This is a genomic window from Desulfosediminicola sp., assembly GCF_048381775.1.
GTDB lineage: Bacteria > Desulfobacterota > Desulfobulbia > Desulfobulbales > Desulfocapsaceae > Desulfopila > Desulfopila ganghwensis.
Map to the genome: position 1 here is coordinate 653719 of NZ_JBLXGE010000001.1, position 16225 is coordinate 669943.

At 42.6% G+C, this 16225-nt stretch carries 9 protein-coding genes; 4 read left to right on the forward strand and 5 right to left on the reverse strand.

Features of this window, described 5'->3' with window-relative positions; all coding sequences use genetic code 11:
• Positions 1 to 7: 7 nt before the first annotated feature.
• The 4 genes from brxD (at position 8) to ACN5NT_RS02915 (ending at position 9496) form a co-directional block, all read left to right on the forward strand.
• The gene (gene brxD, locus ACN5NT_RS02900; RefSeq protein WP_419174438.1) at positions 8 to 1336 is read left to right on the forward strand and encodes a BREX system ATP-binding protein BrxD; all 1329 of its coding nucleotides are present in this window, start codon (positions 8 to 10) and stop codon (positions 1334 to 1336) included.
• Positions 1336 to 3447, forward strand: coding sequence for a DEAD/DEAH box helicase (locus tag ACN5NT_RS02905; protein ID WP_419174439.1), 2112 nt, complete (start codon positions 1336 to 1338; stop codon positions 3445 to 3447). Before brxD ends, ACN5NT_RS02905 begins: the two co-directional genes overlap by 1 nt.
• Before the next feature lie 333 nt (positions 3448 to 3780).
• Positions 3781 to 8925, forward strand: coding sequence for a glycosyltransferase (locus ACN5NT_RS02910; protein WP_419174440.1), 5145 nt, complete (start codon positions 3781 to 3783; stop codon positions 8923 to 8925).
• A complete protein-coding gene (locus ACN5NT_RS02915; RefSeq protein WP_419174441.1) occupies positions 8918 to 9496 on the forward strand; it encodes a TIGR00725 family protein in 579 nt (192 codons plus the stop codon). The genes ACN5NT_RS02910 and ACN5NT_RS02915 overlap by 8 nt, the downstream gene beginning before the upstream one ends.
• A 114-nt stretch (positions 9497 to 9610) precedes the next feature.
• Here the strand turns inward: ACN5NT_RS02915 and ACN5NT_RS02920 are convergent, their stop codons facing one another.
• The 5 genes from ACN5NT_RS02920 to ACN5NT_RS02940 form a co-directional block, all read right to left on the reverse strand.
• The gene (locus ACN5NT_RS02920; RefSeq protein ID WP_419174442.1) at positions 9611 to 10180 is read right to left on the reverse strand and encodes a deoxynucleoside kinase; all 570 of its coding nucleotides are present in this window, start codon (positions 10178 to 10180) and stop codon (positions 9611 to 9613) included.
• A complete protein-coding gene (locus ACN5NT_RS02925; RefSeq protein WP_419174443.1) occupies positions 10167 to 11303 on the reverse strand; it encodes a dCTP deaminase domain-containing protein in 1137 nt (378 codons plus the stop codon). The genes ACN5NT_RS02920 and ACN5NT_RS02925 overlap by 14 nt, the downstream gene beginning before the upstream one ends.
• Entirely contained in the window at positions 11303 to 12319 is a 1017-nt protein-coding gene (locus ACN5NT_RS02930; protein WP_419174444.1) for an adenylosuccinate synthetase, read from the reverse strand. Before ACN5NT_RS02930 ends, ACN5NT_RS02925 begins: the two co-directional genes overlap by 1 nt.
• Entirely contained in the window at positions 12310 to 14385 is a 2076-nt protein-coding gene (locus ACN5NT_RS02935; RefSeq protein WP_419174445.1) for a ribonuclease H-like domain-containing protein, read from the reverse strand. Before ACN5NT_RS02935 ends, ACN5NT_RS02930 begins: the two co-directional genes overlap by 10 nt.
• 365 nt (positions 14386 to 14750) lie before the next feature.
• The gene (locus ACN5NT_RS02940; protein WP_419174446.1) at positions 14751 to 14972 is read right to left on the reverse strand and encodes a hypothetical protein; all 222 of its coding nucleotides are present in this window, start codon (positions 14970 to 14972) and stop codon (positions 14751 to 14753) included.
• Positions 14973 to 16225 lie beyond the last annotated feature (1253 nt).

Below are 16225 nucleotides of genomic sequence, written 5' to 3' on the forward strand. Positions count from 1 at the left end.
ATAAATTATGAATGATATAGAACATATATTTGAACGACTTCGCAGTGGGACTGTACCAGAAAAGGGTTTAGATAAATTTGCTATCGGCATAGATAAACCTCTTAATGAGATCAGACGCCAGTTGAATTTAATATCAACGGGTGAAGGGACCTTTAAGTTTTTGAGAGGAGGGTATGGCTGTGGCAAAACCTTTATGAGCCAGTATACCCTGTTAGAAGCGCTGAAGGAGAACTTTGCTGTCTCATTTGTGGTCGTCTCACCCAATGACACACAGTTTCACAAATTTGATGATGTTTATCATCGTATTGTATCTGGCATTAGGACACCCATGGCTGCAAGTGGGGCGTTAGAGGATGCAATTGATAGGTGGATTGCTCGCATTGAAGATCGGCTGGCAGATGAGATAGGTGATGATGCTGAAGACTTTGATGAACAGGTAAAGGTTCGTTTTGAGACTGAACTGTGTGATCTAACTAAAGAGGCCTCAGGCAATGAGTTTATTAATGTCCTGAAGGCATATTTTGATGCCAAGCAGGAGGGAGACTACCAGGTTGCTTCCAGTTTAATCTCTTGGATTAGTGGCTCAAAGAATGTAGCTGCTTCAGCAAAGAAAAAAGCAGGTATAAAAGGAGAAATCTCAAGTTCTTCAGCTTTGTTGTATCTGAAAGGTATTTTGAATATCTTAAAAAAGGCTGGACATAATGGCTTGGTCATTATCGTTGATGAGCTGGAAACAATCTTGAGAACAAGATCAGATGTTAGAGGGAAATCTCTTAATGGTTTACGACAAATAATTGATGCTGCTAAAGATTTTCCTGGCATGTTATGGGTCTTTACTGGAACGAGAGAATTTTTTGACAGCAAGAAAGGCGTGGCAGGATTGGAACCACTCCACGATCGTATAAAATTCACAAGTTCTGGTGGGTTTGTCAGTCCTAAGCAACCCCAGCTAGAACTAAAACCTTTCGACAAGCAAAGGCTAAAGGCTGTAGCCTTGAAGCTTCGTGAGATATTCCCGAGCGATAATAAGGGGCGGATCTATAGTCTTGTTGATGATGATTTTCTGAACTCTTTATGTAGCCTTGTTACAGAAGGACTTAAAGGTGATGTCGGAGTCATCCCAAGGCAGTTTTTAAGGGAACTTATTACAGTCTTAGATTTGGTGGAAGAGCATGATGGTTCTGATGGTGGTGAGGAGTATATCCCCAAAAAAGTATATGACTTCCCGGCAGGTGGGCTTTCTGATGAAGACCAAAACCTTGTCGATGGGAAGACTCTTTCCAGTACTGATGATAATTCCAATTCTGGATATGATGTAGAAGAGTTGAAGTGGTAATGGGAGCTTTTGCGCGCTTTGATCCATTATTGCAAGAGAAGATTGTACACCGCCTTGGTTGGAGTAGTCTGAGGCCTGTCCAGGAATTAGCTTCAGATGCCATCTTAGATGGAAACAACTGTGTCATCCTTGCCCCCACAGCAGGAGGAAAGACAGAGGCTGCTATGTTTCCAGTCCTTTCAGGTTGTTTGACCAACCAGGAACTTGGAATGCGGATGCTCTATATTTGCCCAACCAGGGCTTTGATCAATAATCAGGAGCAGCGGCTGGGAGAATATGCCTCAATGTTGGGGCTAGGGGCATTTAAGTGGCATGGTGATGTGACTGCTGCAACGAAGAAAAAGTTTTTAAGAGAGCCGTGCGAAGTCCTGCTAACCACACCAGAGTCACTGGAAGTGATGTTGGTCTCTGGTAGTGTTCCAACAGCGAAACTGTTTAAGCAGCTCAAATATGTCATTATTGACGAAGTCCATGCCCTAGCTTCTTGTGACCGGGGCAACCATCTAATCTCTGTATTAGAACGGATCAGAGCCTACTGTGACAACGATTTTCAGCGTATAGGACTCTCTGCTACAATTGGGAATCCTGTTCAGATTTTAGAATGGCTTCAGGGGAGCTCTAAAAATCCGCAACAGCTTGTTGACCCTCCAAAGAAACCCGGCAAAAAAAGAGTTGAAATAAAACTCACAAATGAACCTGGCGAACTGGTTACTCAAGTCATACATGCTGCCCATGGAATAAAGAGTCTTTTGTTCTGTGAAAGTCGCAGGCTCGTAGAGAAAATTTCCAGTGGATTGAAGAAAGGTGGTGACCCTATTTATGTGCATCATTCTTCCTTGAGTAGAGAAGAGAGAGAAATTTCTGAAAAGGAATTTCATGAAGGATCAGAGGCATGCATTGTCTGTACATCAACGATGGAGCTTGGAATTGATGTAGGTGATCTGGATAAAGTCCTTCAGGTTGATTGCCCTGCAACTGTATCGTCATTTCTGCAAAGGATGGGGCGTACCGGGCGGCGGGGAGATGGCGTGGCCAACACCACCTTTTTTATTGAAAAGGAATCTAAACTACTGCAAGCCATTGCGATAGTTGAGTTGGCCAGAAGTCACTGGGTAGAGAATGTAAGGACGCAGAGAAAGGTTTGGCATATTTTACTGCACCAGATTATGGCGATGTGCCTTGAAAGAGGGGCCGTATCACCAAACATGCTATGGGATCAACTCCACGAGGCGTATTGCTTTTCTGAGATAAGCAGGGAGAAGTTCGATCAATTTATTGGTTTTCTTTTAAGCAAAGATTTTCTTCATGATGATGGCAGGATGTACTCTTTGGGTTTGAAGGCAGAAAAGGCTTTTGGCAGAAAAAATTTCATGGAGATCTATTCTGTTTTTAGTACTCCGTTGGAGTTTGAGGTCTCTGGCCTCTCAGGCGAAATGATAGGGACCGTGCAATGGGATTTCCTTGAAAAGCTTTTGGAAGAGAGTGCAGCTTTCTACTTAGCTGGCAGAGCCTGGTTTGTTGAGCGGATAGAATGGAAGAATAAATGTGTTTTGGTTGTCCCTGCACCAGCAGGAAAGGTTCCAAAATGGGGCGGAACAACACCTAGCTTTTTGAGCTATGAACTTTGCCGCAAAATGCGGGATATTTTGATTAGTGATGAGAGCTACCCCTATCTCGATATTGGATCAAAAGAATCATTAGATTCAATGCGGGATGACAGAGGGGAATTGCTTTTCAGTGAGTTTGCTCCGATAGAGTATGATGAAAAAGGTGTTATCTGGTGGACCTGGGCTGGTGGTAATATAAATAATACTCTCAGAACGATACTTAAGATTGAACTGAATACTGATGTCCAGGCCAGCAATGAATACGTCAGGGTCAAGAGTGATGCAGTAACACTAAATATTTTCACGGGAATTATGAAGAAAATCTCCAGTCCGAGTTACTGGAGCGACCCAGAGTTATTGGGAAAGATTTACGCAATGGTTCCTAATTATCATTTGAGCAAATTTCAGCCATATCTACCGGAGGCTCTTCAATTCAGATTACTTGCAGATAGTATTTTTGACATTGATGGGACATTGGAGTTTTTGAAGGAGGTCTGGGAGTGATTGGCAGGACCGATATGAAGTTTTCTCAATAATAAAAAGTGGGCTAGCTGACTAACATAGTTGGTAAGTGGCGGTTGCTTGAAAAGAAGATTCAAATAGGGATCGTCAGTGTGTTTCTTTGTAATGTTTTAAATTGACAGAGAATGTTTTTGTTTTAACTTTGTTGCCAACGCTTGTATCGAGCCAAAGGATGACTTGGTATGGTGATCTTGGATTGCGAATTCTTACATGTCTTCGCGGGATGAAAAATGAATCCTTGATTTACTGACAGCCCTGTTACTCCGGAGGTGACGATACGAAAAATCACCACAACTCTCTCATCCGGAGGCTGTTATGTACTATTTGGAATCTGCGGAGAAAATCCGTATTGTTGCCCTTGTTGCGACAAAAAATCGTGAAGATCTCTTTAAATCACGATCCCTTCCCTCAATTCTCCAGCAAACCTATCCTTGTGACAGAATAGTTGTTGTCGAAGATATTTCGGCTGGCAAGAAAATTACTGGTGTTCAGCAATTCTGTCACGATCACGTTGGATTAGTAGACTACCTGCGAAACCGACGCACATCGGGCGCTGCAGGTGCCTGGAATTCAGGTCTGGATCATATTGCCCGAAGCTATCCTGATCCGTCTTCTGTTTTTGTTGCCATCCTAGACGACGATGACGCCTGGAAAAGCAACTATATCGATAATAGTCTTACCCAAATACGCAAAGGGGCAAAGGTTATTGCCACGCCTTTTCAGAGGATTGTGGGGCCGGATTCATGCTTGACTGTTTTTCCTCCGAAACATTTATGTGCAGGTGACTTTCTGGTCGGCAATCCCGGGGTTCAGGCAAGTAATCTTATTGTGAGGCTCGATAGCTTTCTAGAAGCGGGTTGTTATGATGAAGCTTTGCAAAGTTGTACAGATCGGGATTTGTGCATTCGCCTGGCTCAACTGCATGCAGAATTTTATAGCCAGACAATTGAGGTGGCGGTCCAGCATTATGCATGTGTGGATAGGGAGAGACTGTGCACACCAAAGTCACCGGCTAGAGTGAATGGGCTCACTACGTTTTGGCAAAAATATAACCGTATAATGACGGTTGAGCAAAAACGAGCTTTTTGCGCCAGGGCAGAAAAATATTTTGGCTGGCAACCAGCTGCTGAAGTGGAGGCATCAGCTCCTAAAGTATCATGTGATTATAACGTCTCATCAGAAGCAGTTGAATCATTTCAGCTGGTTGTCGGCTTGATTGTTGATGGTCAGCGGATCGGAAACATGAAAGGTTTGTTTGATGATTTTCTGCACCTTCAAAACAGTGGAGATATAGACGGGTTAGATATACTCCTTTTACAGAACAGCGCTGAGCAGCACCCAATTACTCAATTGAGCGATGTGATAGAAGACTTTCGTAAAGAGGGGCTTCGTGTCCATCTTATTTCTCCTGTTGATGTTAATGAATCCGTGAAAGCTGGAGAATTACCTGAGTTCTGCAAGTTTCAAGGTTCACAATTAGGTATTGCGCCTGCCCGTTCAGCGTTACAAGCGTATGTGTATCATTTTGCTAAACCGCGAAAAGGGGCTGTTGCATGGATTATTGATGATGACATGCGTTTGAATCCTTTAATCGACAGCCCAGATGGGAGTAAGAGGAAATCTGTTCCCTTTATTTATCAGCTGCAAAAACTCAAAGGGCAAAAGGTTGATATTGCAATCGGTAGGTATACTGGTGCAGCACCTCTACCTGCATCGGCAACAACTCGTGTCCAGCTTGTTGATCTCGTCTATAATTTACGGTGGTTAAATTCATTGCCTGGTGATTTTGTGGTGCCGAAATGCCAGAGTCATAATAGCCAACTTATGAGTAATCGCCGTGATTACTACTATGATCTCTCTCACATTGAAACGGATAGGTTAGAACAGCCCTTTTTGCTTGAGCCAGCATTTGAGGGTGAGACTGTTGAGGAAGCAAGAATACGGTTACTGAGTTCCGCAGAGCGCATATTGGTAGGTGAACAGATTTTTCGACCGTTAATGCTAAGTGCTTCAGAAATAGAAGAGTTTTCAATAGAGGACTGCCATCTGCATAGAGGTGGGAATACCTTTATCCTTAACATTGACGTATTGCGGGATTCGCTCAACCCGGCCCCAATGGTACATGGCAGACCAACCCGGCGTTCTGATATGAATTGGGCATTGTTACAGAAAAAGCGTGGACGGAGGATAGTCAATGTCCCTATAGGGGTTTTTCATGATCGTGGCTCGCTTGAACCACCTCTATGTTTTGATGTCGCAGCGATAGCGGATGATATTCAAGGGTATGCAATATTTTCTGCACTGCAGGATGTTATGGAAGATGAGCGGCTTGATTATGTTGAACGAGTGGAGAAGTATCTTGAAGAGCGGGTTGCCGCCTTTCGCTTATCTTTTCAGCGAATACGCGGATTAGCTTGTGAACTTCTTTCTCTGGCAAAGTCTGGGCTAGAGCATAGCGACGCGTGGCAGGATTTTAGTAATCGGTTGAATGCAATGTACCCGGTGAATGGCCTAACTGAGATTGAAAAAAAGGTAGCTCAACTGACTGTTCCTAAAGCACTAGATTTTTATAGCGAAATGCAATCTCTGCTTAGTGGGCCATCAAATGAACGTGGTGATACTAACTGTATAAATGAGCAGCTTCAGAGTCAGAGGAAATTGAATGCACTGGCTGCAGTAAACGCGGTGGCAGGTGAGCGATCAAACCTGAGTCTTTTGGGGTATGGTTGTGAAGGCACGGTGCTTACCGATGGAGTTGAGGTCTTTAAGGTTATTGACTATGTGAAGCAACTGTATCCAGAGAGTTTTCGCACTCTGCTAAAAAGGTGTGTTGGCCAATGGCCAGATACTCAATCACTGTATCCTTTGACGGGTCTCAGTCAGAATGGATTGTCGATGGTTATAACGTATCCTTTTGAGGAAAGTGAACCGTATAGAGGAGGTCATGGCCCGGGAATGCTTGACCTGATGGTTGAGTGTTACGCGAACAGGTTAATCTGTAGGAATATACACCCCAAGAATTTGCGAGTTGTTGACCGGAAAGTTCGCCTCATTGATTATGGTAGTGATTTACGCTTTCCCAATGATGAATCAACATTTGATGTTGAGTTCATTAGGATGTGCCGACGTGCGTATTTGTCATGGCGTTGGTGGTTCCGAAAGGATTTGGACATCCTGCTTAGAGCTTCGATACATGATGGAAATCTTCCGGAGCTTGAAGGTTTTAATTATTTTTATGACGCAATATGCTTGGGCACCGGCCAGAGACTTGTTTCTGACCCTGTAATTGAGAGGGCGATGGAGTTATCGCCTAAACGTGTTCTTGATTATGGCTGCGGCAAAGGTAGGTTGTCGGCAGAATTACTTGGGCATGGGGCCGAAGTAGTTGCGTATGACCCGAATACCACTCTTACCAAGCGTTGGGCAGCGTATGAAGGTAGCGGGTTGCATACAACTCATGTGCTTGATGATGCAATGCGCCGTGGTCCTTTTGATCTTGTCATCTGCAGGCGGGTAGCGTGTTTAATTGATGATGCACAATTAATTGAACTGCTTGATAACCTCCGAAAAAGTGTCAGCAAGGATGGGCGGGTGCTATTTGCATTGTGTCATCCTGCGTACACTCCCTTTCATACGACTCCAGAAGCGGTGCTATTTGGAGGCGAAAAGGCCAGTCGAGAGCAACATTTCATTTGGCACAAGCGACTTCGCTCAACTGGCAGAATCATGACGGAATTTCATCGACCTGAGCACAGAATAAAACGAATGTTAAGAAGAGCTGGCCTACGGGTTGTATCGAGATATGAAAGACATTCGATTGATACTGAACGGTTTGAACCTATTTCTGACTTGCTCGTCTTCGAATTAGAGCCAGTGAAGGCCCCCGATACAACGCTGCTTATAAAAGTTTGTGCGATGGATGCTGAATGCTTGGAACTGCAGGTTCGTCATTTGGTTGCTCAACTAGAAGAACCTGCCGGATTTGCACGAGTGGTGCTGACTATTGATAGCAAAGAGGATCAATTTAGTCGTCAGTTCGCAAAGGGGAACTTAGAGATATTGATCCATAAAGCACAAGAGTTGAAAAAAGAAGGTTGGATTGATGATATCGTTTTTGGTTCAAAGAATATTGAGACCATCAAGGCACTTAACCTTCGTTGGCTAGGTGTCGCAAGTTCTTCAACTCATGCAGGTAATGGGGCGCAACTCACTTCTGTTTTTGAGGGTTTCGAGAGGTGCCAAACCCGGTTTGTTTTGCATACGGATCTTGACATTATGGTTTGTCGAATGCGGAAGGACCATAATTACCTCGATGACATGCAAGGTGTGTTAAGTGAAAACAAAGATGGTGTAACGGTGGCTTTCAATATCGCTCATGATGCTGACGTTCCCTATACATCAGAGAGTAATGGGATGCCATGGAGAACGGAAAGCAGGATCGGGCTGTTGGACCTCAAACGTTTGACACGTATCTTGCCATTACCAAATAGCCAGACAGGTGAAATGCCTAATCTGCCATGGCATAGGTCTTTGGATCTGGCCTTAAAAACAGGAAGAGGGTCATCTTGGCGAGGTGGTGATCACAACACATTCTTTATTCATCCGCAGAATGAAAGAAAGGGAGATGTTGCTCAGTGGATGAACATTCTTAGCCAGGTTGAGCGAGGCAATGTGCCACATGCACAAATGGATAAGGTTGATTTAGCAGGTAGTTATGATGATTGGCTGCAGCCGGAGCGGACTGAACCGTATATTTTTGTTATTGCCGGGCGAAATGTAGCACCTGGCCGCTTTCGGCGGTGCTTGAATTCTGTCTTGCAACAACAACGTGACGATTGGGGATGTGTCGTAATTGATGATGCTTCTTCACCATCCATATCGTCGGAGTTGGCTGAGATCTGCAAGCCTCATGAAGACCAGATAACTTTTATTAAGCAGAAAGTACGTCGAGGTTTGCTGGCAAATATGGTTGATGCAATTCGAAATCGCTGTGGAAATCCGCAGTCTGTAATTATTACCTTGGATGCTGATGATTGTCTTATTGGCAGTAAGGTGTTGGACACGATTGCATGTGAGTATCACAAAGGAGTCGATGTTACTGTAGGGTCCATGCTTCGAACGGATAAATACAAGGAATATCCTACTGATTTAAGTAATCCTCGTAAAAAACGTGGAGGGAATGTCTGGCAGCATCTTCGGACGTTTCGTAAATATCTTTTTGACAGGATACCTGATAGTGAGCTTCGCGTTGATGGTGAGTATGCAGACTTGGCAAACGATTGGTTTTATATGCTCCCAATTATTGAGTTGGCGGAGATGCCAAAACATATCACCTCTCCTCTGTATCTCCATGAGCCGGGTGGCGAACGAAGTGATGCACAGAAAGCTGAAAGAGATTCAATTATTGCAGAACTTGTTCATCGTCAGGCCATGTCTTTGGAGGATGTGAAAAATGTATAAAAATGAAAATGATAAACGCAGATATACCATTGCTGTTATAGGTGATGCCAGAGTTGTACCTGGTAGTGAGAAAGATATCTTTGCCGAAAGTGTTGGTAAAATGCTTGCTGATGAAGGGCACCGTGTTTTAACGGGTGGAATGGGGGGCGTTATGGAGGCAGCACATAGAGGTGCCAGATCTTCAACAAATTGGAGAGATGGAACTTGTATTGGTCTGTTGCCTGGGAGTAATCCGGCCTCTGCAAACCCGTATGTTGATGTTGTGATACCTACTGGCCTGGATCATGTCCGTAATATGGTTGTTGCCCAATCTGATGCTGTTGTTGCAATTGGTGGTGGTGCAGGCACATTGACGGAAATGGCGTTTGCCTGGATTCATCGGCGTTTAATCATTGGAGCTAATTGTGATGGCTGGAGCAAACGACTAGCGGGACAGCGGATTGATAACAGGGTTAGGTATCCTGATGTTCCTGAAGATAAGGTTTATGAAGCCGACTCTGCAGACATTGTTGTTGCATTACTATCGAGGTGGTTACCATTTTATAATGGTTATCATAAGAGTATAAAATAATACCTTCGATTATCAGTAAGTCACTTCGTCTACAGGGAGGGGCTTATTGATATACACCTTATATCCAACTATTATCAGAAGCGGGAGTTTTTCTGGGATTTTTCGGAGGACAACCTAAAGTCGTTTGAGTTCTGGAATACAATCAATACCCATCCTGAAGTCAACTAGGTCACTTTTTATAGTAATTACTTTGGTTTTTGAAGAAATTGAATTTACTCTTTTAGAGAGAGCTTCTGAAATAGCTTTCAGGTAATCAAGGGTAATTGAGGTCTCCGCACTTCTGCTTCTTGCTATAATTCGGTCAAGAAGTATCTCTTCAGGGCATGTTAGGTGGATGATAGTTTGAGGATGCCCTATCTCGTGCAGTAGCTCAAGGACTACTTCAAAAAAGATGCGATGCCGATTTTCTGTTAGATTTACATCAGCATATGCCATATCTAGCAAAAGAGAATAATCGCAGACTAGGTGAGGTACTGAAGATGATTCTTTAATAGAATGGTAGTGTTGAAGAAGAAAAGTGAGTTCTGTTTCAAAGGAATAGGCACTTGGATTTAAATAGAATGCTTTGTAGAAAGGATTGTCTTGAAATTTTTCGTAAATAGGGAGACGGTCAATGTTGAACAAATTTTGACATAATGTGGTTTTCCCAGAGGCAATATTTCCACATATTTCAGTTCTTTTCATCTTTGCTTAATTCTGACTTTTCTTTCTGGTTTTCTAAAATGAGTTTCTCTAGGTTGAATAGGGTTTCTTTTAGTGTGTCCACATCATTTTTCAACGTTTGAAAATCTGAAAGAGATACCAAGTTGTTTTCGTTTGCAGAAATGGATTTTGTTGCTTGTTCAATTCTTTCAATGTTCTTCTTTAAAGGAACAAGGTCTTCATTTTTTACAATGCTTCTAAAGTCACTTTCGTTGTTCGATCTAACCACCATTGTTGCATCAGCAACATATTTATTGGCGTCAGCAACGTAGCTTTTAATATCGATATATACTGTTATTAACGCGATGGCTATTGGTAAGATTGCAATGAGTGAATACTTCTTAACTTTATTAATTAGAGATTCATACTCATTAAGTTGCATCTTTGTTTCTGCTAAAGTTCCAGAGAGAGAACTCATTACTTTGCCAATACCTATTGGTAATTCTTTTCTTAGTAATTGTTCAAATGTTTTTTTACTGTTTTTCTTTGAGTTTTTGACAAAAACCCCATGCCTAGGAGGACTTACTAGGTTTTTTTCGAATTGATTTTGGGGAAGAAATTTTTCGTTCCTACTAACCTTTGTGAATTCAACACTGATCAAATCCTTGCCCTCATGAATTATGTACTCATTGTCCGTTAAGTTGTGAATGGGAATCATTAGGTTCCCTTGAAACCCAGGGTCAACGAGAGGGCCTGTCCCTAAAAGTAAACCTCTATGGACATGCCCTACTCTTAAATTGAAACGAACCGCAATATAATGAGGTAGTCTAAATGTCTCGCGAACGGATACGTAGGTTATAGAATTTTTTTTCAGAACAAGAGGGGCATTTTTACCAAGGTTACTTTCTCCACATTGGTTCTTGGTTTCATCCCAATACAAGGTCTCTCCGCCTAAGACCATTTCATATGATGCTGGGCCTAACCTTTTATGATCGAAGGGGTAAATCATCCCTGTTTGAGCAACATAGTCGGCTATGTCAGCTGCATTTAAAAGAGCCGAATCAATATTAGGGAATGGGTCGAGATATCTATATAAGTCATATGCCATTTCTGCCTGCTTATCAGTTTTTGCAAAACTGAGCAGATCTATGCATTTCCCTGACATTATAGTATCTCCGATGCGTTCATGATATTGCTTTGACTGTCACCGAGGAGTGCTATTTTTCTAGTAAGCTGCATTTCAACCAATCGGATAAATTCAACAACAGGTTTTCTATTGTTGATAATATCTGCTGTAATGTAATCGATATGATTTAATACGATCCTCGTTGGCTGGTTAATCAAGATTGCAGCTTTAACTATTTCTGGCGTGAACCTAGCCACCCTTCTTGTTTTTTTTGAAACACTGGTCTTTTCCTCGAGTTGTTCAGTATTACCGCTTTCTTTGGTAATAGTTTGCCAGTCTATTTCTTGGGCTAGTGGACCAGAGTTACCAGATACTCGAATTGGGAAGGTTCGTATAGTGAGAACAATATCGTCAACATCGAAAGGGCTTAGACCTGTTTCTGCTAAAAAGGCGGCAGCAGTAGTGTCACGGCTTGTTGTGAAAGGGTAATGTCTTGCATGTAAAGGTGATAAACCAAACCCTTGAGTGCCTTCAATAATTACTCGTTCGTCCTTGTTTAGACTGTCTCTTAAAATATCTGGGACATTTTGGATGAAAGGGGTCAGCTCTTCAATATCTTTGGCAAATTGAAGAGGTTCTTTTCGAAGGATTCGAGCAACAACAGCAGCACCAGTACCACTTCCGGTTGAACCAATAGACTGGATGATGCCGCTCTGTGCTTCACGTTGTTTTAATTCATCTGTGATTATTACAGCATCGGGGTCTATAATTAGACGACTTGCATCAACACCAGTCTCCTGAATTTCCTGTAATAAAATCTTCAGGTCAATGTAACTGCCAGAACAAATGGCGAGCTTAACATTGGGAAGAATCGATGCAGTAGGTAGTTGCTGAAAGATGCGAGCTTTTCCCGTTGGGTCTATGACAGTATGTCCAGAGTTTGGCCCTCCACAACGGACAGCAAAGCTTGCCTCCATTTCTTTGGCGAGGTAATGTGCAACTTTACCCTTACCTTCGGAACCAAACTGTCCACCTACAACAATGCTTACAGGCATTTCTTCCTCAAAATATTTTGTATCAGCTGATGGTTGTGTAACTCTTCAAGGGTGCCATCATTTGATATAGTGTGATCTGCAACATTTTCCAATTTTTTAATCTCACGTTCTACTGGATTTGTTTTTGCAGAATCAAGGGTTATGTCCTCTTTGTGTCTGGATATTACCCTTTTTTGGCGTTCTGATAAAGATGAAGTTATGTGAAGGTGTAGAAAGGCTGGTCCATATGTCTCGACTAGTAAGGCATGATCTTCTAAGAATCGTAAGCCATCGATGACGCCACATTTATGGTTGCTGAGTAATTCGCACACTTTTTTTCCCAACCATCTCTGACCCTTATCTTCATTAATTTCGAGTCCAATCTTTTGAAGATTCGAACGAGTTGGCTCTATGCCATCCTTCTTGAGGAGATCTTCTAAGACTTGGCTGTATCGACCATAGGCATAGCCATTTTCTTTTAAATATTGTGATACAGTAGTTTTTCCTGAGGCTATTTGGCCACTTAATCCTACGATTTTACGTGATATCCAGGTTTTGAAATCTGCGTTAAGGTCTGGAATTATGAGATATTCCTCATCTGGATTACCTAGCCCTTCGTACATGCCAACCCAGAAGAAATGACCGACGATTGCAGAAGTAATAGCGTCCAATTCATCGTGGCTGACGGCGGTGTGTGTGAAATCGCCTGTAAGACCAAACTCCTTTAAACCTTCAACAAGGTAGTCTAAACCAGCTTGTTTGCGAGGTATGGACATTATGTCCTGAGCGGCACCTGGATAACTTTCAATAACTGGTATTCCAACTTTCCTAAATTTTTCAGCAAGTAACATGCCTCTTTGTGTCAGCTTTTGCATGCTGGGAATGAGGCAAGGATAACTGGAGATCCCTCGTCGTTTTAAGATTCTTTCACATTCACGGGTTATTCCAAATTCATCCCTATGGGGGTCATCATCAAAAAATGAAGTTCTACCTTTTGGAATACTGAGAGGGGAGTCAATGGATATGAGATCAACACCAGCTTCAATTGCCAGGCGGATCATCTCATCGTCAGTCTTAACCCTGCAAGTTGTTGCTACATTTCCCCTTAGAACACAAAAGCCGGTTTCTCTGTCTTCCGAGGAAACGAGATCTATTCCAACTGTGCAAAAATTATCAAGTGGATTGATATCATTGAGCTCCTTGTAGGTGACCAATGGTTTGTTGGAGCCTGTGAATGGAGGAATGATAATGGCCGTGGAGTTTTCAGATTTCGGCTTACGTTTGGCTATCTTGGCACGGCTCTTAAGCTTTCTAAAAGGAGGCTGTATTCGAATAGTTTTAGGGTATTTTTCTTTCTTGAAGTTAAGAAGAATTGCTTTATCAAGGATGAACTTCATGCCTTCAATATCAGCGTGATTGTACTCAATCAACCGCTTCATTGCGTCTTGATCACCCCTTCTGTACTTATGCCAAAGTATCGGTGCAGCTTCACCAAGCATGCCCTCAATATCAGATTTTCTTGAAAAACCTAGCTCCTGCTCAATACTTTTCTGTCCCCCAGATAGTCCAACTCGCTTTGAGAAAAAGCGTAGGTCAAGATGAATATCTGGTATTTTAGGGTTATCAAAATGCTTGTTGATGAATTTCAGGTCAAACATGATGCCATTGAAGGTTACAATTGCTTTAGCGTTTGCTAGTGCTTGCCTGAGGGTTGTATCGTCTCCTCCGTTAATATAAACACCAAATTCTTTCCCAACCGACCAGCCGACAACAGTTATGATGTCATAATAAACACTTAATCCTGTTGTTTCGATATCAAGGAAAAGAACTTCTTCAGGGAATTCGAGTAAAGCTCGGTAATAGTCAGAAGTAGGAAGTGACTTGGCAAAATATGCCATGTCACCATCAGCATAGGCTTTAATGGAATCGCTAAGTACGCTGATTTTCTCGGGTATTTCTTCAAAAAGTGAAGGCTGTCGCGTTTGGGACGAGAGATATTTTTCCCAAGTCGTGATCCCTTTATTCCAAAGGATTCTCTCTGTTTTTTTCCCAACTCCTTGAAGATGTAGGAAGGTCGATTTTAACATTACTTGTTATGTCAAAAATTCTTATGGTTCAGGGCAAGTTGCCAAGCAAATGAAGGTTAGTCATTTTATCTATCATACTCTGCAGCAAAATGGTACTTGAGTCTTCTCGTAATTGACGGCTGGGTCTGGCTTTACTGGAGATTTTGGTTAGTCTGTGATCGCGATCCACCTTACCCAGTATAAGTTTCATCTTCTAATAACTTATCTACGTTGTTTCCTCACCCCTTCTACGATCGTAAAGAAAAAACACTTCACTATAGGTTGATCCCTGTAATCATTGATTATTGAAATTATTTGTGCGTATAGGTTGAGAATGTTGAGGGGCTATTGATATCATATCGAAAATAAGTGGAGTGGAAGTGTTTTCAGGCGTCGCTGGAGTCACGTAATAAGTGCAACACGTTGACCAGTAAAGGCTTCCAAGGGTGTTGCCATCCAATACTTGTCTTGGTGTCAGGTTCAGAATGAACATCCTCATCAGACAGTGTTGCGATATCAAATCTCTTTGGCCACAAACTGCGGAGACGACCGTTTTTGTTTTCATTGGTGCCACGCTGCCAACTTGCATATGGTTTGGCAAAGTACATAGCTGCTCCAGTCTCCTTTGATACTCGATCATGGACGGCAAATTCTACGCCATTCTAAGGTGTTACAGTCAGTGCAGAGTGCACTTTGCCGAGCATGCTAATCAGTGGGTCAGCTACAGTTTCTTTGCATTGACGCCATGAACAAGATTACCCTCCCAAACCCCCAACCTTTGTTCGGCAACCTCTGGCCTTGAACTGATGTCTACTCGATTGGGAATGGCGGCTCCACCAGCCTTTCTGTTGCGTTTGACGCCCTTTCAACGATTTTATTCATACTGCGGTAAGCGGGTATGGAGCAGGCCACCTTGCTGACGATCCTCACTGATACGCCTTTAGATTGACGTGCGACTGAGCCTGTTTGCCTCTGAGCATTCAACACCCATGCGGGCACTGATAGCAGCTGGCGACCAGCAAAGGGCCAGGGATACTCGTATGATTGTATATGTTTCAGGATCACCTTTATCTGCATTGACCGCAGAACGTCTACGGTTATCGCTGAGTACTTGGGCAACCTGGGGGTCATAACCCTTTTCGGTGCTTTTTCTTTTCAAGCTTCAGTCTGTTGCACTTATTGTATTATTCCAGCTCATTGGCATTAGACTGAGCAAAATTCTTTCATCATCGGTTCTCTTGCATCGCAAAAAGAAAAGAATCAAAGAAAGCCTAGCATTAGGCAATGGCATGCACTTCTGACGGGCTTGGTTGGTGTAGATTGGGTGAGGATGAAGTAGTTGTGAGGAAATCCATGAGTTGCCACCTTGGTGAGGCGCTGGAGGGAATGCCAAAGCTGCCATGAAGAGGCTTTGACTCGGTAAGATCCGATCGCAGTTTTTTTGTAACAGTTGATTTACCATGGACAGACAAAAAATATCAGCTAGGTTGAACGGAAATTTCACGTGAAAATGTCATTAAACTCATTCAAGATTTTTGTTGTAATGGGTGAATTATCACGGTATTTGCGACGGTATTTTCATATTTTTATTTCGAAAGAGTTACTTCATTTCAGTACTTTAACATTGCTGTGTGGTAGACGCCGCCTCCACCAGTTAAAGCCGGTAGCATTCACGAAAGTGAAAGCTACCGGCTTTTTTTGTTTACAAGAAATGTTTGGGACCTAGTGATCTGAATGATGGGAAGTTGTGATAAGTTTTACTGTATAATCTCATGTTATTATCTGGTGAATTCAAATTGCAAGTGCACCACGCACCTCTTTCCAGAACACTTCATATGGAGTCTGGTAATTGAGACATTTA

Bases quoted from the DNA above. Each gene is read 5' to 3' on its own strand.
- brxD (WP_419174438.1), top strand. From the start codon at position 8: ATGAATGATATAGAACATATATTTGAACGACTTCGCAGTGGGACTGTA.
- ACN5NT_RS02905 (WP_419174439.1), top strand. From the start codon at position 1,336: ATGGGAGCTTTTGCGCGCTTTGATCCATTATTGCAAGAGAAGATTGTA.
- ACN5NT_RS02910 (WP_419174440.1), top strand. From the start codon at position 3,781: ATGTACTATTTGGAATCTGCGGAGAAAATCCGTATTGTTGCCCTTGTT.
- ACN5NT_RS02915 (WP_419174441.1), top strand. From the start codon at position 8,918: ATGTATAAAAATGAAAATGATAAACGCAGATATACCATTGCTGTTATA.
- ACN5NT_RS02920 (WP_419174442.1), bottom strand. From the start codon at position 10,180: ATGAAAAGAACTGAAATATGTGGAAATATTGCCTCTGGGAAAACCACA.
- ACN5NT_RS02925 (WP_419174443.1), bottom strand. From the start codon at position 11,303: ATGTCAGGGAAATGCATAGATCTGCTCAGTTTTGCAAAAACTGATAAG.
- ACN5NT_RS02930 (WP_419174444.1), bottom strand. From the start codon at position 12,319: ATGCCTGTAAGCATTGTTGTAGGTGGACAGTTTGGTTCCGAAGGTAAG.
- ACN5NT_RS02935 (WP_419174445.1), bottom strand. From the start codon at position 14,385: ATGTTAAAATCGACCTTCCTACATCTTCAAGGAGTTGGGAAAAAAACA.
- ACN5NT_RS02940 (WP_419174446.1), bottom strand. From the start codon at position 14,972: ATGTACTTTGCCAAACCATATGCAAGTTGGCAGCGTGGCACCAATGAA.